A 17,560-nucleotide genomic window follows, 5' to 3' on the forward strand; every position below is an offset into this window, starting at 1 on the left:
AAATACTAATTTTTAAGTATCTCGAAATTTATATGAAGTTGATAATTTGAGTGGATTGATTTTAAGGATTTGGTAAAATCAAAAGAAAAACAGAAAGGTAATTTGAATAAAATATTTAATAGAATATTAAAAAAAAGCTAAAAATAAATAACATTACAAGTAGAGCCCACCCATTAATAAAAACATTCCAAGATGCGATATTTCTATTATCAAAGTCTATTGGCTCATTTTTTTTAATCTTGTAAGCCAGCCATAGCAGAGCTAAAATCAAAAAGCATACCCCAAAATATTTAGGATTCTCTTCAATAAGGTTTATGAAATAATCTTTGTATTCTTTCAATAATGAATTGTTTTTCGGCTAAACTAACCTATGCTCTCTGGCCTTATCCATCAATTCTTTTAAATTAGTCACCTCTAATTTTTTCATCAAATTAAATCGGTGTACTTCGGCGGTTCGCTTACTTATTTTAAGTTCTTCAGCGATATCTTTGTTGTTTTTTAACTCTAAGACCAAACTTAAAATTTGCTTTTCACGTTTTGTAAGATTAAATGGATCTACTTTGGATACAGGTTTTGGTGCAACCGCTACATTTGTATTCCCATTTACAAAATTGTTCATGATAATGGCCGACACGTCCCCTGTAAAATATTTGCCACCCGAGGCGACTTTATTTAAAGCTTTTAAAAACTCATCTTTACTGGCACCCTTTAATAAATAGCCATCGGCACCAGCTTGAATTGCTTTCACAACGTATTCCTCAGAATCGTGCATGGATAACACCAATGTTTTCACATCTTGATGAGATCTATTAATCTCACCAACCACATCAATTCCATTCATTTCTGGCATTCGTATATCCACAATTAACACATGCGGTTTATTTCTTGAAATAACCTCTAGAGCCTCTTTTCCATTGGATGCCTCGTCTATTACAGCAACTCCTTTTTGATCTTCTAAAAGTGCACGAATTCCATCTCTTACCAAGACATGATCGTCAGCTAAAACAACATTAATTATATCCATGAATTTATTGTTATAAGTACAAAAATAACAAATTAAGTAATACTACGTAATTACGCTTACCTTTGTATTTTATATATCACTTCATGGAGTTACTAGTTCAAGTTTTTGGCAACCTACAATCTAAAGATATTGCGTGAGTTTTAAAGGTTCATTTTTAATATATAAGAACAAACCAATTACACTTGGTCATTAAAATTAAGTAAGTGGTTAAGATATTGCTTCAATTTTGTAATTTTATCAAGTGTTGAAAAAAATAGGTATTTCCATTGTCGTCTGTATTACAGTTATTGCTTCATATATATGGTATAAAGGAAGTACAGAGAACTACAAGTATTTTGCAAAAGGACAGGTTTTAAAGCATTATAATGGTCTAGAGTTCGCTGGGTCTGAAGCCTGCATTAACTGTCACGAAGATGTTTATAATCAACATATAACATCAGCACATTTTTCAACCTCGACCATTGCCACAGATAGTACTATTAAAGGAGTTTACCAAGCTATTAACAACCGTCTTGATATAGGAAAGTATCATAGCTATTCTATTAATAAAAAAGGAGATGACTTCTATGAGATGCTGAAAAATGATTCTTCAAATACAATTGTAAAAGAGAACAAGATTGATATTGTAATTGGATCCGGTGTAAAAGGGCAATCGTTTTTTAGTTGGGACGACAATAAATTATTTCAACTACAAACCTCATATTTTGTACCCAGTAAACAATGGATAAATAGCCCAGGATATAAGGAAAACGTCGTATCAAACTTACGTCCAATTTCCGTGAGCTGTTTAGAATGTCATGCTACTTTTGCCAAAACAGCTCAAAATGCTCAAACCAAAAATGAACTTTCCAAGCGTAGTATAATTTTAGGTGTAGATTGCGAAAGGTGCCACGGCCCTTCTGGGATGCATGTAGCATATCAAAACAAACACCCTAATGATACTACAGGGAAATACATTGTTAAACACAGTCAACTGTCAAGACAGCAAAAAATTGATATGTGCGCGTTGTGTCACTCAGGATCTAAAACTAAAGCTCCAAATAAAGAGTTCCATTTTGTTTTAGGTGATACTTTGGAACAATATATCGTTAAAGACTTTAAGGATTACTATAAATCCAAGTATGCATCCAAATATAAATCTAATTTGGATGTTCATGGAAATCAAGTAGAACTTTTAGAGTCCAGCAAATGTTTTCAAAAAACACCTACGATGGACTGTAATACCTGCCATAGTGCCCATGCTAATGAAAGAGGTAATTTAAATATATTTAATGCTAAGTGCATAAACTGTCATACAGATCAAAATATTAACTGTGGCCTTGTAATGACTAGTAACCAAGATAACTTGAATAATTGCATAGATTGCCACATGCCCTTATCCAAATCTAATAGTTTAAAAATTCAAGATAAAACTGGCTTGGTTCAAGTTAAAGTGCGAAGCCATTTGATAAAAATACATGACGTATCACAGGATAAAATAGATCAGTATATCCAGAGTTTATAAAAAAATGAATTCTTAAAAAGCTTTAAATCTTGGTTGTTTTACCTGAAAACTATTATGATACAAATTTTTAAGATAAAAGGCGGATAGTTCAATATGTTCATAATGCAAATAGTTATTATGAAATTATGATTTTAAAGCTGTCACCTCTATTTCAATTTTCATTTTGTCATTTGCTAATCCAGCTGAAAACATTGTGGCAGCGGGTTTTATCTCACCTAAGTACTTTTTAAGAACTGGCCAACAGTCTTCAAAATCACTTGAATTAGGTAAAATGTAAGTAACCCGAACAATATCGGATAAATTGGCTTTAGCTTGTTCTAATGTGTTTTTTATATTGATAAGGCATTTTTCCGTTTGTACTGCTATATCATCACTAATCGTCATAGTTTTATAATCGTACCCTGTAGTTCCTGATACAAAAATCCAATCACCTTGAACAACTGCTCTGGAATAACCAATTTTTTCTTCGAATGTGGAACCAGAACTAATTAATTTTCTTTCCATTTAATTTATTTGATTTAAGGGAATATTTAAAGTTACACGAGTACCTTTACCTTTTTCAGATGTTAAGAACATACGTCCGTTAATATATTTAATTCGCTCATTCATGAAGGTCATTCCCATACCACCATCGGCTGTTTTTACACGTTTTACTTTATCAGGATTAAAGCCTTTTCCATTGTCATCAATAACGATACTTAAAATATCTTTACTATGAGATAATGACACAATAATATGAGTGGATTCGGCATACTTAATAGCGTTATTAATTGCCTCTTGAGTGATTCGATAAATATTGATTTCTGCGAGCGAATCTAATCGTAGGTTGAAGTCACTTTTATTGAAAAGAACAATTTCTATCCCAGTAAGTTTCGTCAATTCTTGCGTTAATTTTGTTAGGGCAGGAACAATACCATGATCCGTTAATTCTGGAGGTGTTAAATTGAAAGTAGCTGTTCTTACGCCCTTTATAATATTAGAGGTTAGCACTTTCAAATGTTCAATTTTGGTAGTTGCCTTTTCAACATCCCTTGTGTCGATACTTTCTAAATTATATTTTAATCCTGTAAGCATCTGCCCAATACCATCATGTACATCTTTGGCAATTCTATTCTGTTCCTTTTCTTGATTCTCGATAATCTTACTAGAAATAACCTTTTGTTGATTCATTTTCTCCTCAAACTGTTGTGTCGTTAATCGGTCTATTTCTAATTGGGCTTTTTTACGTGCTGTAATGTCCGAAGCGATGATAAGCAATTCTGATTTTGATTCGGTAGGTGTATAAGGTATCACTGCCATTTCCAACCATAAATCCTCTCCGTCTTTTGAAGTTGCTTTCACTTCTCCTTGCCACCCCGTTTTTTTATGCTTTAGGATGATTTCTTCTATTATTTGTTGTTCGCTTTCGGATGGTGACAATACGCTCCAAAGGAGAGCCGAATCATTAAACTTCAAAAACCGAAACAAGCGCGAGAACTTATTCCCCATATGTACAACCGTACCATTTGGAAGGATGCGTGCGAATAATAACGTATCATCCATTGCTCTACTTAATGCACGTAACTCTTTGATAGATTTTTCTTTCGCGTTGCTCAATTCATCAGCATCGAAAGCCATCTTTTTTGCATTGCTTTCAGCAGTTAATAATTCCTTCAACGTAAACCTTACGGATTTAGCGGCTGGCCAAAAAATAAATAGAAATTCACCTAAAAGAATTAATAAAGTAAGCACAGTTAACCATGTTTCAAGTTTACGAAGCCATTCAACCTTTTCATTTGCTTCCCTATCATATTGGTTTACAATATCATCCATCATTATCAAAAAGTCACCTTCATTGGATTTTACTTTTTCAATATCATCAACATAAGTACTCAAATCCTGAGAGGAAGGCTTTTCCAATTGATAAATTATTGATTTTGACGCTTTACTTATGGTATCGAAAACAGGATTTAAGCGTTTAAATTTAGCTACGATGGTTTCACTATTATCCTTTGGAAGGCCTAAACTGTCATTTCCCTTCTGTAAGGCATGGTGGGACACTTCCCATAAATTTAGTGTGTGCTTAATTTTATTCTTAAGTAAAATTTTATTTTCAAGGTCCATTTCAGAAGAAAGCGCAACAACGTCCTTGGTGAGTTTCTGACTTAACATACGTTGCCTGCCTGCAATATTTATAACGGTAGAATCACTTTCTTGACCACTAAGGTGGTTTCTGATTAAAACCTGACTAATAATTACCGAAAGCGCAATAGTACTAAAACCAATAATATACAAACGGCGTAGTTTATCAAAAGTCCTTTGATCTAATGAGTTACCGTTTTTTGCCATACTAACTAGAATTTAAGCTATAGCTTGCTTAACAAGATCTAGTGACTTTTCTGAAAAATTAAGCTTTAGGGCTTCTTGCTGACCTTCTTCGCTCATCTTTACCCAAGTTTTTTGCAAGATATCTATCACTTTTTCATCGGGATGCTTTTCGGCAAACTCTTCAAAGTAATAATCTAAAAACACCAGGCAAATTGTATCTTCCAAAGCTTGAGACTCCTCGTTTTTCTTAATAAGTCTTTTTAGAATGATTTTCCGAATTCTATCCACGAACTGATCGTCATAACCCACCTGCCTTAAAATATCTGACGTTAAATCGGCATGCATCTTTTTTAAAGTTTCACGCCATTTCAAATACCCTACACGATCCATTGGATATTCGTCACGCGCTATTTTCCATCTACAAATGTGTTGAGCACGAGCGGCAATTTGCAATGCTTTTGAGGCATCTGGTTTAAATTGCAACAGTTTTCGCGTCATGCGTTGCGAGTACAACAACTCTTTAGGATATTTTATTCCAGCAACTTTGTAGTTATTTATGTCCTGTGAATTCGCTTTATCAATTAAGGCAATAGCAGTTTCAAAACGTGTTGGTTTCATGTATTTGAATAATTTTAACCTGAGAAGCCAAGATACATAATAAGTTATTCAATTTTAATAGAGTGTTTCAGAATTTTATGAATTTGATTTCATTTTAAATTAAAAAACACAGCCAAAGATAGTGCGGCAGTAATGCTGAATGTTACATATTTGTCTAAGGTACTTTAATAACCTAATAGTGTTTATTAATCTTCATTAAAACCGCATTCTTTGGTGTTCTTATTCCTAAAGGCTTTACTATCAGCTTATATTTAATCAGCAAAACCCACATATACAAACTCTCCTTCTACTTTAACTGGATACGTAGCAATGGCATCTAAATCTCCATTAAGATTCTTGCCATTTTCCAATGAAAACGTTTTTTTATGCAGCGGACACGCTACTTTAGGTATGCCTTTATCATCACCAATCATACCTCTACTTAAAACCATTTCCATTTTATGTGGACAAAGATTTTGGCATGCATACCATTTCCCTAGTCTTGCAAAATTAAAAACAGCAATTTGCTTGTCTTTATATTTTACGCAAGCACCTCCATCCAAAGGAAAATCATGTATTGATGCTGCTTTAAACCACACCTTTACATTATCTAAGTTTGTCGCCACATATTTTTCTAGAATATCTTCCATTTGTCTAAGTTTTAGTATTAATAATTATACCCAAGGTTCAGGCATCTTTTGATCACGCATCGGCACAAAAACCAAACTATCGTCCTCTTCTTCACTATTAACAAAGTGATTAAATCGCTTCATCATTTCTGGGTTGTTAATGGCTTGTGTCCATTCACATTCAAATTTATTAACCAAAGTTTGCATTTCGGTTTCCAAGTCTTCAGCAATACCAAGCTTGTCTTCAATAATTACTTCTTTTAAATAGTCCAATCCACCCTCAAGTCTCTCCTGCCATGCGGCTGTTCGCTGCAAAGGTTTTGCTGTACGCATGTAGAACATGAGGTATCTATCTAGATATTTAATTACCGTTTCGTTATCAATTTGTTCTGCAAATAATTCAGCATGACGTGGATTTGCTCCCCCGTTTCCGCCAACATATAGGTTCCAACCACCCTCTACCGCTATAAGTCCAAAGTCTTTTCCGCGAGCTTCTGCACATTCACGAATACATCCAGATACACCTCCTTTAATTTTATGTGGTGCTCGAATACCTCGATATCGATTTTCTAATTCGATACCAAAACTTACACTTTCATCCATTCCATAACGACACCATGTTGAACCCACACAGGTTTTTACGGTTCGTAGTGACTTCCCGTAAGCATGTCCGCTTTCAAATCCATGATTGATTAAATCTTTCCAAATCAAAGGTAATTGCTTTAAGGTAGCACCAAATAAATCAATACGAACACCGCCTGTAATCTTGGTGTACAGGTCGTATTTCTTAGCAATTTCACCCAAAGCAATAAGCTTATCAGGAGTGATTTCACCTCCAGGAACACGTGGTACAACAGAATAGGTTCCATTACGCTGAATGTTTGCCAAAAATCTATCATTTGAATCTTGAATGGCATATTCTTTATTAGCAGTATCTGCATGGATAGAAGCCATCAAAGAAGCTATAACGGGCTTACATATCTCACAACCATGTCCGCCATTTCCATGACCATCTAATACTTCGTTAAATTTAGTATAACCTTTTACTTGTATGATTTTGTATAAGTCTTGTCTGCTATAATCAAAATGCTCACAAATAGAGTCTTTAACTTCTATACCCAATGACTTTAACGTTGCATTTGTTAAGTCTGCTACCATAGGTTTACATCCACCACATCCAGTGCCAGCCTTTGTGCAGCCTACAACACTAGCTAAATCTGTAGCTTCCCCAGTTTCGATTACGCCACAAATTTGTCCTTTTGTAACGCTCTCACAAGAGCAGACTTGGGCTTCATCAGGTAAATCGGTAACATCTCCAAAAGAAGCAGCGCCGTCGCTAGCTGGCAAAATTAATTGTGATGGATCTTCTGGAATTGCCATACTATTTAAATACATCTGATGAAGCATATTATAATCGGCTGCATCTCCAACCAATATGCCTCCAAGCAACTTTTTACCGTCTAAACTAACGTTAATTCTTTTGTATAAATGTTGTGTTTTATTTTCAAAAATGATGGAATGCCCTTTTGAAGCAGGCATAAATGGTTCGCCAAAACTTGCAACATCTACTCCAATTAATTTTAATTTGGTAGACATATCAATGTCTTCAGGCATTAAGGCCTCTGTATTACCAATAATTTGTTCTACGGCAATAGCAGCCATATCGTAGCCAGGTGCCACCAATCCATATATCATTTGGTTATACAATGCAATCTCGCCGATGGCATAAATGCTATCATCAGAAGTTTTCATAGAATTATCTACCACAATACCACCGCGGACACCAACTTCCAATCCGCATGCTCTAGCTAGTTCATCTCTGGGGCGAATACCTGCCGAAATAATCAACATATCCACATCCAGCATATCGTCTTCTCCAAACTCCATCCCAGTAATTGCACCATTCCCAAGAATTTGATTTGTTGCTTTGCTTAAATGAATATTAAGTCCTATGGATTCTAATTTCAGTCTTAAAACTTGGGAACTCCTAGAATCTAACTGACGTGGCATTAGCTTAGGTGCAAACTCTACGATATGCGGTTCTAAACCCATATCCATAACGGCTTTACCGGCCTCTAAACCTAGTAAACCTCCTCCTAAAACAGCTGCTCGTGCATCGGGCTTTTCGGATTTAAGTTTGGCGGCATACGCGAGCATACCTTCTAAATCCTCGATTGTTCTATACACAAATACCCCTTCTTTTTCTACACCTTTAATTGGAGGTACAAAAGGAGTAGATCCTGTAGCTAATACTAAATAATCATATGTAAACTCACGATCTCTTGCGGTGGTGATAGTTTTGGCAGACCTATTTATGTCAGCAACACGTTCCCCCGTAACTAAATCAATACCTTGTTCCGCATACCAAGATGCAGGTGCCATTTCTAATGCTTTTGCATCCTGACTTTCAAAAAACTCACTAAGATGTACTCTATCATACGCTGGTCTTGGCTCTTCACCAAAAACAGTAATTTTAAAATCTTTACTTGCTTCACTAGCTACAAATTTTTCACAAAATTTATAACCTACCATACCGTTTCCAACTACTATGATGTTTTTCATAATTACGTATTTACAAGCAAAACTAAGTATTTATACGTATTTTTTAAATGGATTTTAGAAGATTTTTACTTAGAACTGTAATTATTATCAATTTCTCAAATTGAAATATCAATTATTAGTTTATAATAAAATTTAGGGTTTAGTTTTTATGGAAATCTAAATAAACAGGAAGATGTATACTTAAAACTCTGGAAATACCAATAATATTCATTTTTGGTCATAAAAAAACCCTTGTGAAAACAAGGGCTTCTTTTTTTGTCGGGGTGGCAGGATTCGAACCTGCGACCTCCGCGTCCCAAACGCGGCGCGATAACCGGGCTACGCTACACCCCGGGCTGAGCGTTCAAAAAATGTCTGCAGACATTTTTAGCGAAAGAGCCAGCTGGTGTGCTGGAATTTCTAAACAACCCTTGCGGAGAGACCGGGATTCGAACCCGGGCAACACTTACGCGTTGACAGATTAGCAATCTGCTCCATTACCACTCTGGCACCTCTCCCAATTCCATAAAGAACGTTCGCAAGTAAAATTGCGGATGCAAATGTAATTTAAACATTATAAGAACGCAACTATTTAATTGAATTTTTAATAATTTTATTCTGGATATTCTATCCTCAAATGGTAAATATTTGCAAGCTTGTGTTTTAGCACTTTTTTGATGGCTTGAATTTCTTTGAAAGTGATATTTGCGTTTAAGAATTGCCCTTCCTCAATCTGTTTGTTGATTATGTTTTCAACAAAAGCATCTATTTTTGTAGAGGTTGGGTTTTTCAAACTTTTAGAGGCCGCTTCTACACTATCGCACATCATCAAAATAGCCGTTTCCTTGCTAAATGGTTTTGGCCCAGGGTACCGAAATAAATCGGGGTCAATTTCAGCATCAATCTCTTTGGCTTTCATATAAAAGTAATACACTACGCTAGTGCCGTGGTGTGTTCTAATAAAATCAATAACTCTATCTGGTAAGTTGTACTTTTTTGCTATCTCAATCCCGTTTATTACATGATCTGTTATAATCCGAGCACTTTCCTTTGAAGACAACTCATCATGCGGATTAATTCCCGTAGACTGATTTTCAGTAAAATAGTTAGGGTTTAACATTTTACCTATATCGTGGTACAATGCTCCTACCCTAACCAGCATCGCGTTTGCACCTATTTCATTAGCTGAGGCTTCAGCTAAATTCGCAACATTTAAAGAGTGATGAAATGTTCCTGGTGATACATTTGATAATTCTTTTAATAATTTGGTATTGGTATCAGATAACTCCAAAAGTGACACATCAGAGACCAAACCAAACAATTTTTCATATGCGTAAATTAAAGGTTGTACAAAAAGCGTGGCGAGTCCACAAAGAATAAACAACAAAAACGTATTCAGATCGATAGTTTCTATACTGCCCTCATGAATTACAAAAAACGCAAAATATGCAATGATGTAAATAAGTGTAATTTGACCTACCGATATAAATAGATTTGCACGCTTGTATAGTTCTGAAACTGTTAATATTGTTACTATTCCTGCCAAAATTTGCAGAAACATATACTCATAACTATTCGGTACAATCGAACCCAATAACAACACAGTTATTACATGGGTAAACATACCCAATCGAGCATCAAAAAATGCCTTTAATACCAAAGGTAGCATACACAATGGTACAATATATAAATACTCAGAATTGTAGTTTACTACCAATGTGGTAATAAACACCATAAGCAGGATGTTGAAGAAAATAAAAGTAACTTTCGTGTTATTCTCAAAAACTTCTAATCTATATTTCCTTAAGAATAATAGCAACATTAACAAGGCTAAAGCAACAAGTAACGTGTAGGCAAATAATATCCAGTTGTAATTGGCCTCACTCCATACTTGAGACTCATATTCGGATTGAAGCGATTTGAGCTTCTGAAATTTATCGCCCTCAACGACTTCCCCTTTTGAAATAATTAAAGTACCTCGTTCTACACTACCACGAGTAAAAGATATCTTACTTAACTCGTCTTCAAGCGCCTTTTCCGTAAATGACTTATTATAGGTGAGATTTGGCTCAATGATATCAAAAAACAGTGATGTGAATTTAGAGGCGTAATTATTTAATCCCGCAGCAGTTAACTTTCTTTCAATTAAGGACTTTACTTCATCTTGTTGAATCAAACTACTGAATACCGTATTGTTTTGCTTTACATTTCCACTGATTATTTCAACAAGTCTATCATCTTGAAATGTATAACTGTCAGAAAGTATTCCGAAACTATATAAATCGTCCAAAATAGATCGACCTAAAGTCTTTAAGGTTTTAACGCTAAATGCTGGAAGAGAATCTGAGAACACACTTGAAAACGACGTATCATAGTTCTGAAGCACTTTTGATTTAATTGCATCATCAACATCAAAATACAATGGTGCTCTACTTTCAATAGCCTCTCTTTCCTTGTTTATTTCATCTTCCGCCTTTTTTATTGCAAAATCAAAAGGTGCCAATAAGTTTTCCGATTGCCAAGGTTTTCCTCTCTCAAAACTGTATTTAAACTTTCCGCTCTTCGGAAATAAATACACGATTAAAAACGTGGTGCATACAAACAATAAAACTTTATATATCAATGAATGATTTCTGTAAAGTTTATTTATGAAGTCTTTCATATTTGGCTAGAATATTTTCAAATGTAAGAAATTCTAAGGTGTTACCGTCTATCCTTTAATCCAATTAATACTTACATTATCTGTTAAAAATTGATTATTTTCGCCATATCAATTTTAAACTTTAGATATGAATTCAGAAGTTGTTATTGTGTCTGCTGTAAGAACTCCAATAGGTAGTTTTTTAGGTGCTTTATCAACTGTACCAGCTACCAAATTAGGCTCGGTTGCCATAAAAGGGGCGTTGGACAGGATTAATTTAAAACCAGAAATGGTTGACGAAGTATTTATGGGAAATGTGGTGCAAGCCGGAAATGGACAGGCACCTGCAAGACAAGCTGCTTTAGGCGCAGGAATTCCTGATACTGTGCCTTGTACAACCGTAAATAAGGTTTGTGCTTCTGGAATGAAAGCAGTGATGCATGGAGCGCAAGCTATTCGTTTGGGAGATGCTGAGGTTGTGGTTGCCGGAGGTATGGAGAACATGAGTTTAATTCCCCATTATCTTTACGCTAGAACAGGTACTAAATTTGGTCCAAGCACCTTAATTGATGGCTTACAACGTGACGGATTGGTGGATGCATACGACCAAAATGCCATGGGTGTTTGTGCCGATGCATGTGCTTCTGAATACAAGTTTTCTCGTGAAGATCAGGATAGCTACGCAATACAGTCCTACAAACGTTCTGCAGCCTCTTGGAAGGCAGGTAGATTTAAAAAGGAAGTAGTTCCTGTTGAAGTGTCACAACGCCGTGGCGAACCGTTGATAGTTGATACAGATGAAGAGTTTACCAAAGTAAAACTAGAAAAAATACCAAGCCTTCGACCTGCTTTTACAAAAGACGGTACAGTTACAGCTGCAAATGCCTCTACCATAAATGATGGTGCGGGTGTCGTGGTTTTAATGAGTAAAAGCAAAGCTGAAGCATTGGGCTTAGATATTTTGGCAACTATAAAAGGTTATGCTGATGCAGCGCATGAACCTGAGTGGTTTACAACGGCTCCTGCAAAAGCTTTACCTAAAGCACTGGCCAAAGCAGGAATTACTCAAGAAGATGTAGATTATTTTGAGTTTAATGAAGCTTTTTCGGTGGTGGCATTAGCCAACATGAAAATTCTTGGATTAAATGATGATAAAGTAAACATCAATGGTGGCGCTGTATCTCTTGGTCACCCATTAGGTTGCTCTGGTGTTAGAATTTTAATTACTTTGCTAAACGTTCTAGAACAGAACAATGCCAAAATTGGTGCCGCAGCTATCTGCAATGGTGGTGGTGGTGCTTCTGCTATGGTAATTGAACGTCCGTGAGAATTAGGCAGTAGGCAGTAATAGTTAGCAGTAAACACTCAATTTTAAATCTTATTTTTTATTACCGATTATCTTTTATTATGAATATGATACGCCAACAAAATTCAGTTAATTTAATTGTTAAAACAAATGATAGCTACAACCAGTGTTACAGTTTTAATAATTTATAAGAATAAGAAATAGTTAATAATTCTTATGCAATACGGAATTTGTAATTTAAGTATCGTTCCATTACGATTTGAAGCTTCCGATAAAAGTGAGTTAGTGTCTCAGGTTTTATATGGCGAATGGTTTAAGGTGATTGAAAGAAGAAAAAGCTGGAGCAAAATCCGGTTGGCTTTTGACAATTATGAAGGCTGGATTGATAACAAGCAATATGTGGAAATTGAAGTTGATGATTATAAAAAGCTTAACACTGCATCCTTAAAACTTTCGACAGATTTGGTTGAATTTGTTCAAGATGAAAACGAGCAAATCTACCCAATTCAACTAGGATCCACTCTAAATGGTTTATCGCTTCTAAAGCATACTTTTGATGGTAATTCCACCGAAGGTGGTATCAATAAAAAAAATATCATTCAAACGGCATTTCTTTACTTAAACAGCCCTTATTTGTGGGGTGGAAAGACACCTTTTGGTATTGATTGTTCTGGCTTCACTCAAATGGTTTATAAATTAAATGGCTATAAATTACTTCGAGACGCATCTCAACAAGCCACACAAGGCGAAGCCTTAAGTTTTATAGAAGAAAGTGAGCCAGGGGATTTAGCTTTTTTTGATAATGCTGACGGTGAAATTATTCATGTGGGTATTATCATGAAGGACAATTACATCATACATGCACATGGCAAAGTGCGTATAGACAGACTAGACCATTCTGGCATTTATAATGTGGATAATAGGGTGCATACGCATAAGTTGCGGGTGATAAAAAAAATAGTTTAGTCATCATTCAGAATACTTCATACCTGCCTAAAAGCAATCGATTTACAAAAACCGCGAATGCCAACTCTCACTCGCAGGTACTTCCCAATTGTCTTTAAACTCTGCAATGTTACTTACTAGGTTATTAAAAACAATAGTTTTTTTAGAGACAGCCCGTTGTTTTGCCATCTTCTTAAAATCAGTTAAGGGTTTGTAAGCAATGAATTCGCCTTGTTTATAAGATACATTCATTTTATCCATTAAATCAACATTATAATCCCTTTCTAATTGTTGAATAAAATGTACGGAAGCGTCAATGGAACATCCTGTTGCACTATTTAAGTTTTGATTTAAGCCAATAATCATAAACCGTTTGTATTTAACTAGATAGCCTGCCTGTAGATCGCTTCCATGAGCAGTCCAATTTTCTATAAAAACATCTAGTTTATTTTCTATTTCAGTAATTTCTTCTGAGGTAAACGAACGGCTCGCTTGGTATATCCAAACTCTGGATTCTTCTGGTAATGTATTAAAATCTACTAGCATTTTTTTAATAATTTGTGGGTCTTGATTGCTTTTAAACGAATTGTTTATAAATCATCAGCATTAGCAATTAACTCCGCGACATCCATAACCTGCACTTCTTCTCGTTCTTTGGCTTTCATACCATCGGTTAACATGGTATTGCAAAACGGGCATCCTGCTGCTACTATCTCTGGTTTGGTTTCAAGAGCTTGTTCGGTACGCTCCACATTTACATCTTTTTCCCCGCTTTCCGGTTCCTTAAACATTTGTGCGCCTCCAGCGCCACAGCACAAGCCATTGCGCTTACAGTTTTTCATTTCAACCAATTCCGCCTCAAGTTTTTCAATTAGTTGTCTAGGAGCTTCATAAATATTATTTGCACGTCCTAAATAGCACGGGTCGTGAAATGTGATACGTTTTCCTTTATACTTCCCTCCTTCTATAGTTAGTCTGCCTTCATTCAATAGCGTTTTTAAGAACTGCGTATGGTGCATTACCTCGTAATTACCACCCAGTTCTGGATACTCGTTTTTTATGGTATTAAAACAATGTGGGCAAGCTGTTACTATCTTTTTTACCTCATAAGCGTTAAGCACTTCAATATTGGTTACCGCCTGCATTTGAAATAAAAACTCATTACCTGCACGTTTTGCAGGGTCTCCGGTACAACTTTCTTCGGTCCCTAAAACTGCAAATTCTACGTTTGCTTTATGCAGTAGTTTTACAAAAGCCTTTGTTATCTTTTTTGCCCTATCATCAAAACTTCCAGCACAACCTACCCAAAACAAAACTTCGGGTTGTTTTCCTTGTGACATATATTCGGCCATTGTAGGCACTTTAAGTGTTTCGCTCATACTCTCTAAAATTAAGTATTATCGTTAATTCAATGAAATAACATTATCTAAGTGAATCTTTATGTTTTAACTTGTCAAAATTCTCTCTTTTTACCCTAATGTAAATCGCTAGTCGCATTTCGCCATTAATTAATCTATACTTAGGCTTCTTAATTAATTTCATCGATGATTTTATACTCATTTGCTTCAAGGCTGTAAACTGTGCATCTGAACAATAATCGCATAAAATCTTATCAACATTAATATTCTTTACTTTTGCATCTTTAAAATGTGCGATTGTATAAACTTTAAATTGTAAAGAATCTTTTCTAAAATTCTGGCCATAACTACTGTCAAAACTCATCATTAACAGGCATATCGCGTATATGCAGAATTTAGTCATTGGCCCAATTTAGTCTATCCATTTGGTTATAAGGCCACGGCGCGCCGTTATTCTCAATATTGGTCATCATATTATTGAGTTCTGTTGGGGCAGCGGACTGTTCCATCACCAAATAGCGGCGCATCTCTAATATAATAGATAGTGGATTTATACTTACGGGACAAGCCTCTACACAAGCATTACATGAGGTACATGCCCACAACTCTTCCCGTGTGATATAATCATCCAATAGCTGTTTGCCGTCATCTTTAAATTCACCCTTATTTCCATCGATATTTTTTCCAACCTCCTCAAGCCTATCACGGGTATCCATCATGATTTTCCTAGGCGATAGTTTTTTTCCAGTTTGATTCGCAGGACACTCGCTGGTGCAACGTCCGCATTCCGTACAGGTATAAGCGTTTAATAATTGAATTCTACTCAAATCTTGTACGTCACTTGCACCAAATTTTGCAGGCACCTCTTCTTCCGCACCTTCTGCTGGTGTAGCAAAAGGGTCTGCATTGGGATCCATCATCATCTTAACTTCATTAGTTACCGCTTCAAGGTTATTGAATTCACCTTGAGGTTTTAAACTCCCAAAATACACATTTGGAAATGCCAGAAGTATATGCAAATGCTTTGAAAAATACAGGTAATTAAGAAATACCAAAATCCCCAAGATATGCAACCACCATGCGGTACGCTCAATGGCATGAAGTGCGGTTTCTGACAAACTAGAAAACCATGGTGCTATGTGCTGACTTACTATATTTCCAGAATTTAATGCTTGAAATTCTAAATCTGTTGCATTCATGACTAAGAAAAGCGTCATTAATACCATTTCAAAATAAAGAATGAAGTTACCATCGTTTTTGGGCCAACTGGTCATTTCACTTTTCCAGAAACGCGCTAGTTTTAAAACGTTTCGTCTTATCCAGAAAACAATTACAGAAATAAAAACTAAGCATGCTAGAACTTCAAAAGTGCCTATTAAAAAGCCATAAACGGAAGTTGGTAATATTTTTAACCCGATTCGGTGCGTTCCAAACAATCCGTCAATTATGATTTCCAATACCTCAATATTGATGATTATAAAACCTACATAAACAATAAAATGCAGAAACCCAGAAACTGGACGGCGAACCATTTTGCTCTGTCCTAGGGCAATATTAACCACATTTTTCCAACGTTGGGATTTGTTATCTGAAGCGTCAACCTCGTTTCCAAGTTTGATGTTTCTAATTAGCTTTCTGACGTTTTTTGTAAAATAGCCAATTCCTAATACTAAGACGATAGCAAATAATATGTTAGGCAAATATTGCATACTTAAATTTAGTTATTTTATTTCTCAACAGGTGGTACGTAGGGAATTTCTTTTTTTGATAATATGCGTCTATAACGCGCTGGATGTAATTTTATATCTTCCAGTAACTGTTTCAATTGCAAACTAGCTCCTTCTAAATTATCGTAAAGCGTATCTTCATTTAACAATTTACCTATTGAGCCTTCACCGTTCTTAATCTTACCGCTTATGTCATTAAAATTTTGCAACACTTCTTCTAGGTTCTTTACAGTAGATTTCAAATCTGTTTCTGCTAATTGCGCGGTAGTTTTAGACAAGTTTGAAGAAATATTATCTACATTGCTCAGGGTATTGTCTAATTTTTCTTCATTTTTGACGATTAAAACGTCAATAGATTTTGATGCATCTTTAAAGTTTTGAATAATATCGTTTAAACCCGCAATACTTGCTCTAAGATTAGCTTTAGTTTTTGCGTCAAAAATTTCATTAACATTAGAAAGCAAAGAATCTGCACCCACCATCATGATTTCAATTTTCTCCTGCAACGGCGTCAATCTTTGATTAACTAATTCGCTAAGACCAGCCTTAATGCCCCCAGTAAGATTATCTCCGTCTTTAGCATTTTCTGCACCATCAAAAGCGGGAACAATAGCTATTGCTTTCCCTCCTATCAGGCCTGTTTCGTATAATTCCGCCCGACTGTTTTTAGAAAACTCAAAATCACTATTAACCACTAGTTCTACGGCTAGTTTCCCAGATCCATCACCTTTAAAACCTATATCCATTACCTTGCCAACAGGAAGACCGTTAATTGTAACAGGTGTTGATGCCACAACGCCTTCAACATTGTCGTATTCGGTATAAAATGTTCTAGAAGAATCTAGTAGGTTTTTCCCTTTGAGGTAGTTGAATCCAAAAATGAACAGTATAATTCCAGACAATACAAGGATGCCTGTTTTTACTTCTTTAGATATTTTCAAAATTTCCTTTCTTTTAAAAACAAATTTAAAATAAATTTAG

At 35.4% G+C, this 17,560-nt stretch carries 16 protein-coding genes and 2 tRNA genes; 3 read left to right on the forward strand and 15 right to left on the reverse strand.

Features of this window, described 5'->3' with window-relative positions; genetic code table 11:
* Positions 1–115 precede the first annotated feature (115 nt).
* Together AC1B0Z_RS03200 and AC1B0Z_RS03205 are read right to left on the reverse strand one after the other, a co-directional pair.
* Entirely contained in the window at positions 116–340 is a 225-nt protein-coding gene (locus AC1B0Z_RS03200) for a hypothetical protein (RefSeq protein ID WP_483794106.1), read from the reverse strand.
* 18 nt (positions 341–358) lie between these two features.
* On the reverse strand, positions 359–1,024 hold the full coding sequence (locus AC1B0Z_RS03205; protein ID WP_483794107.1) for a response regulator: 666 nt from the start codon (positions 1,022–1,024) through the stop codon (positions 359–361).
* Positions 1,025–1,265: 241 nt separating this feature from the next.
* Between AC1B0Z_RS03205 and AC1B0Z_RS03210 the strand changes: the two genes are divergently transcribed.
* Positions 1,266–2,528: a multiheme c-type cytochrome gene (locus tag AC1B0Z_RS03210; RefSeq protein ID WP_483794108.1), complete on the forward strand. Its 1,263-nt coding sequence runs from the start codon at positions 1,266–1,268 to the stop codon at positions 2,526–2,528.
* A 123-nt stretch (positions 2,529–2,651) separates the two neighbouring features.
* Here AC1B0Z_RS03210 and AC1B0Z_RS03215 read toward each other — a convergent pair whose 3' ends face one another.
* The 8 genes from AC1B0Z_RS03215 to AC1B0Z_RS03250 form a co-directional block, all read right to left on the reverse strand.
* Positions 2,652–3,032, reverse strand: coding sequence for a RidA family protein (locus tag AC1B0Z_RS03215; RefSeq protein ID WP_483794109.1), 381 nt, complete (start codon positions 3,030–3,032; stop codon positions 2,652–2,654).
* Entirely contained in the window at positions 3,033–4,856 is a 1,824-nt protein-coding gene (locus tag AC1B0Z_RS03220) for a sensor histidine kinase (protein WP_483794110.1), read from the reverse strand.
* A 12-nt stretch (positions 4,857–4,868) separates the two neighbouring features.
* The gene (locus AC1B0Z_RS03225) at positions 4,869–5,453 is read right to left on the reverse strand and encodes a DUF4202 domain-containing protein (protein WP_483794111.1); all 585 of its coding nucleotides are present in this window, start codon (positions 5,451–5,453) and stop codon (positions 4,869–4,871) included.
* 251 nt (positions 5,454–5,704) lie between these two features.
* Positions 5,705–6,082 (reverse strand): nitrite reductase small subunit NirD, encoded by a 378-nt coding sequence (gene nirD, locus AC1B0Z_RS03230; protein WP_483794112.1) that lies wholly within the window; start codon positions 6,080–6,082, stop codon positions 5,705–5,707.
* Positions 6,083–6,106: 24 nt separating this feature from the next.
* Positions 6,107–8,623, reverse strand: coding sequence for a nitrite reductase large subunit NirB (gene nirB / locus AC1B0Z_RS03235; RefSeq protein ID WP_483794113.1), 2,517 nt, complete (start codon positions 8,621–8,623; stop codon positions 6,107–6,109).
* Positions 8,624–8,881: 258 nt separating this feature from the next.
* Positions 8,882–8,956 (reverse strand) — tRNA-Pro (locus AC1B0Z_RS03240).
* 80 nt (positions 8,957–9,036) lie between these two features.
* Positions 9,037–9,120 (reverse strand) — tRNA-Ser (locus tag AC1B0Z_RS03245).
* A 95-nt stretch (positions 9,121–9,215) separates the two neighbouring features.
* Entirely contained in the window at positions 9,216–11,264 is a 2,049-nt protein-coding gene (locus tag AC1B0Z_RS03250) for an HD family phosphohydrolase (protein WP_483794114.1), read from the reverse strand.
* A gap of 127 nt (positions 11,265–11,391) precedes the next feature.
* On the opposite strand from AC1B0Z_RS03250, the gene AC1B0Z_RS03255 reads away from it, so the two are divergent.
* Together AC1B0Z_RS03255 and AC1B0Z_RS03260 are read left to right on the forward strand one after the other, a co-directional pair.
* Entirely contained in the window at positions 11,392–12,570 is a 1,179-nt protein-coding gene (locus tag AC1B0Z_RS03255) for an acetyl-CoA C-acyltransferase (RefSeq protein WP_483794115.1), read from the forward strand.
* A 195-nt stretch (positions 12,571–12,765) separates the two neighbouring features.
* Positions 12,766–13,515: a C40 family peptidase gene (locus AC1B0Z_RS03260; RefSeq protein WP_483794116.1), complete on the forward strand. Its 750-nt coding sequence runs from the start codon at positions 12,766–12,768 to the stop codon at positions 13,513–13,515.
* Positions 13,516–13,557: 42 nt separating this feature from the next.
* On the opposite strand, the gene AC1B0Z_RS03265 is transcribed toward AC1B0Z_RS03260, so the two are convergent.
* The 5 genes from AC1B0Z_RS03265 to AC1B0Z_RS03285 are packed head-to-tail and all read right to left on the reverse strand — an operon-like array spanning position 13,558 to position 17,520.
* Positions 13,558–14,040 carry an ABC transporter ATPase gene (locus tag AC1B0Z_RS03265; RefSeq protein WP_483794117.1) on the reverse strand — a complete coding sequence of 161 codons (483 nt, stop codon included), beginning with the start codon at positions 14,038–14,040 and terminating at the stop codon, positions 13,558–13,560.
* Positions 14,041–14,084: 44 nt separating this feature from the next.
* Complete coding sequence (locus tag AC1B0Z_RS03270; protein ID WP_483794118.1) at positions 14,085–14,873, reverse strand: (Fe-S)-binding protein; 789 nt, start codon at positions 14,871–14,873, stop codon at positions 14,085–14,087.
* Positions 14,874–14,916: 43 nt separating this feature from the next.
* Positions 14,917–15,255, reverse strand: coding sequence for a hypothetical protein (locus AC1B0Z_RS03275; RefSeq protein WP_483794119.1), 339 nt, complete (start codon positions 15,253–15,255; stop codon positions 14,917–14,919).
* Positions 15,248–16,561, reverse strand: a complete 1,314-nt coding sequence (locus AC1B0Z_RS03280) for a 4Fe-4S dicluster domain-containing protein (protein WP_483794120.1) — start codon at positions 16,559–16,561, stop codon at positions 15,248–15,250. Before AC1B0Z_RS03280 ends, AC1B0Z_RS03275 begins: the two co-directional genes overlap by 8 nt.
* A 17-nt stretch (positions 16,562–16,578) precedes the next feature.
* Complete coding sequence (locus AC1B0Z_RS03285) at positions 16,579–17,520, reverse strand: MlaD family protein (RefSeq protein ID WP_483794121.1); 942 nt, start codon at positions 17,518–17,520, stop codon at positions 16,579–16,581.
* Positions 17,521–17,560 lie beyond the last annotated feature (40 nt).

This window comes from Hyunsoonleella sp. J2K-J805 (assembly GCF_057167125.1).

Excerpts from the sequence above, each read along its gene's own strand:
- AC1B0Z_RS03205 (WP_483794107.1), bottom strand. The coding sequence starts at position 1,024 with ATGGATATAATTAATGTTGTTTTAGCTGACGATCATGTCTTGGTAAGA.
- AC1B0Z_RS03215 (WP_483794109.1), bottom strand. The coding sequence starts at position 3,032 with ATGGAAAGAAAATTAATTAGTTCTGGTTCCACATTCGAAGAAAAAATT.
- AC1B0Z_RS03220 (WP_483794110.1), bottom strand. The coding sequence starts at position 4,856 with ATGGCAAAAAACGGTAACTCATTAGATCAAAGGACTTTTGATAAACTA.
- AC1B0Z_RS03225 (WP_483794111.1), bottom strand. The coding sequence starts at position 5,453 with ATGAAACCAACACGTTTTGAAACTGCTATTGCCTTAATTGATAAAGCG.
- nirD (WP_483794112.1), bottom strand. The coding sequence starts at position 6,082 with ATGGAAGATATTCTAGAAAAATATGTGGCGACAAACTTAGATAATGTA.
- nirB (WP_483794113.1), bottom strand. The coding sequence starts at position 8,623 with ATGAAAAACATCATAGTAGTTGGAAACGGTATGGTAGGTTATAAATTT.
- AC1B0Z_RS03250 (WP_483794114.1), bottom strand. The coding sequence starts at position 11,264 with ATGAAAGACTTCATAAATAAACTTTACAGAAATCATTCATTGATATAT.
- AC1B0Z_RS03255 (WP_483794115.1), top strand. The coding sequence starts at position 11,392 with ATGAATTCAGAAGTTGTTATTGTGTCTGCTGTAAGAACTCCAATAGGT.
- AC1B0Z_RS03260 (WP_483794116.1), top strand. The coding sequence starts at position 12,766 with ATGCAATACGGAATTTGTAATTTAAGTATCGTTCCATTACGATTTGAA.
- AC1B0Z_RS03265 (WP_483794117.1), bottom strand. The coding sequence starts at position 14,040 with ATGCTAGTAGATTTTAATACATTACCAGAAGAATCCAGAGTTTGGATA.
- AC1B0Z_RS03270 (WP_483794118.1), bottom strand. The coding sequence starts at position 14,873 with ATGAGCGAAACACTTAAAGTGCCTACAATGGCCGAATATATGTCACAA.
- AC1B0Z_RS03275 (WP_483794119.1), bottom strand. The coding sequence starts at position 15,255 with ATGACTAAATTCTGCATATACGCGATATGCCTGTTAATGATGAGTTTT.
- AC1B0Z_RS03280 (WP_483794120.1), bottom strand. The coding sequence starts at position 16,561 with ATGCAATATTTGCCTAACATATTATTTGCTATCGTCTTAGTATTAGGA.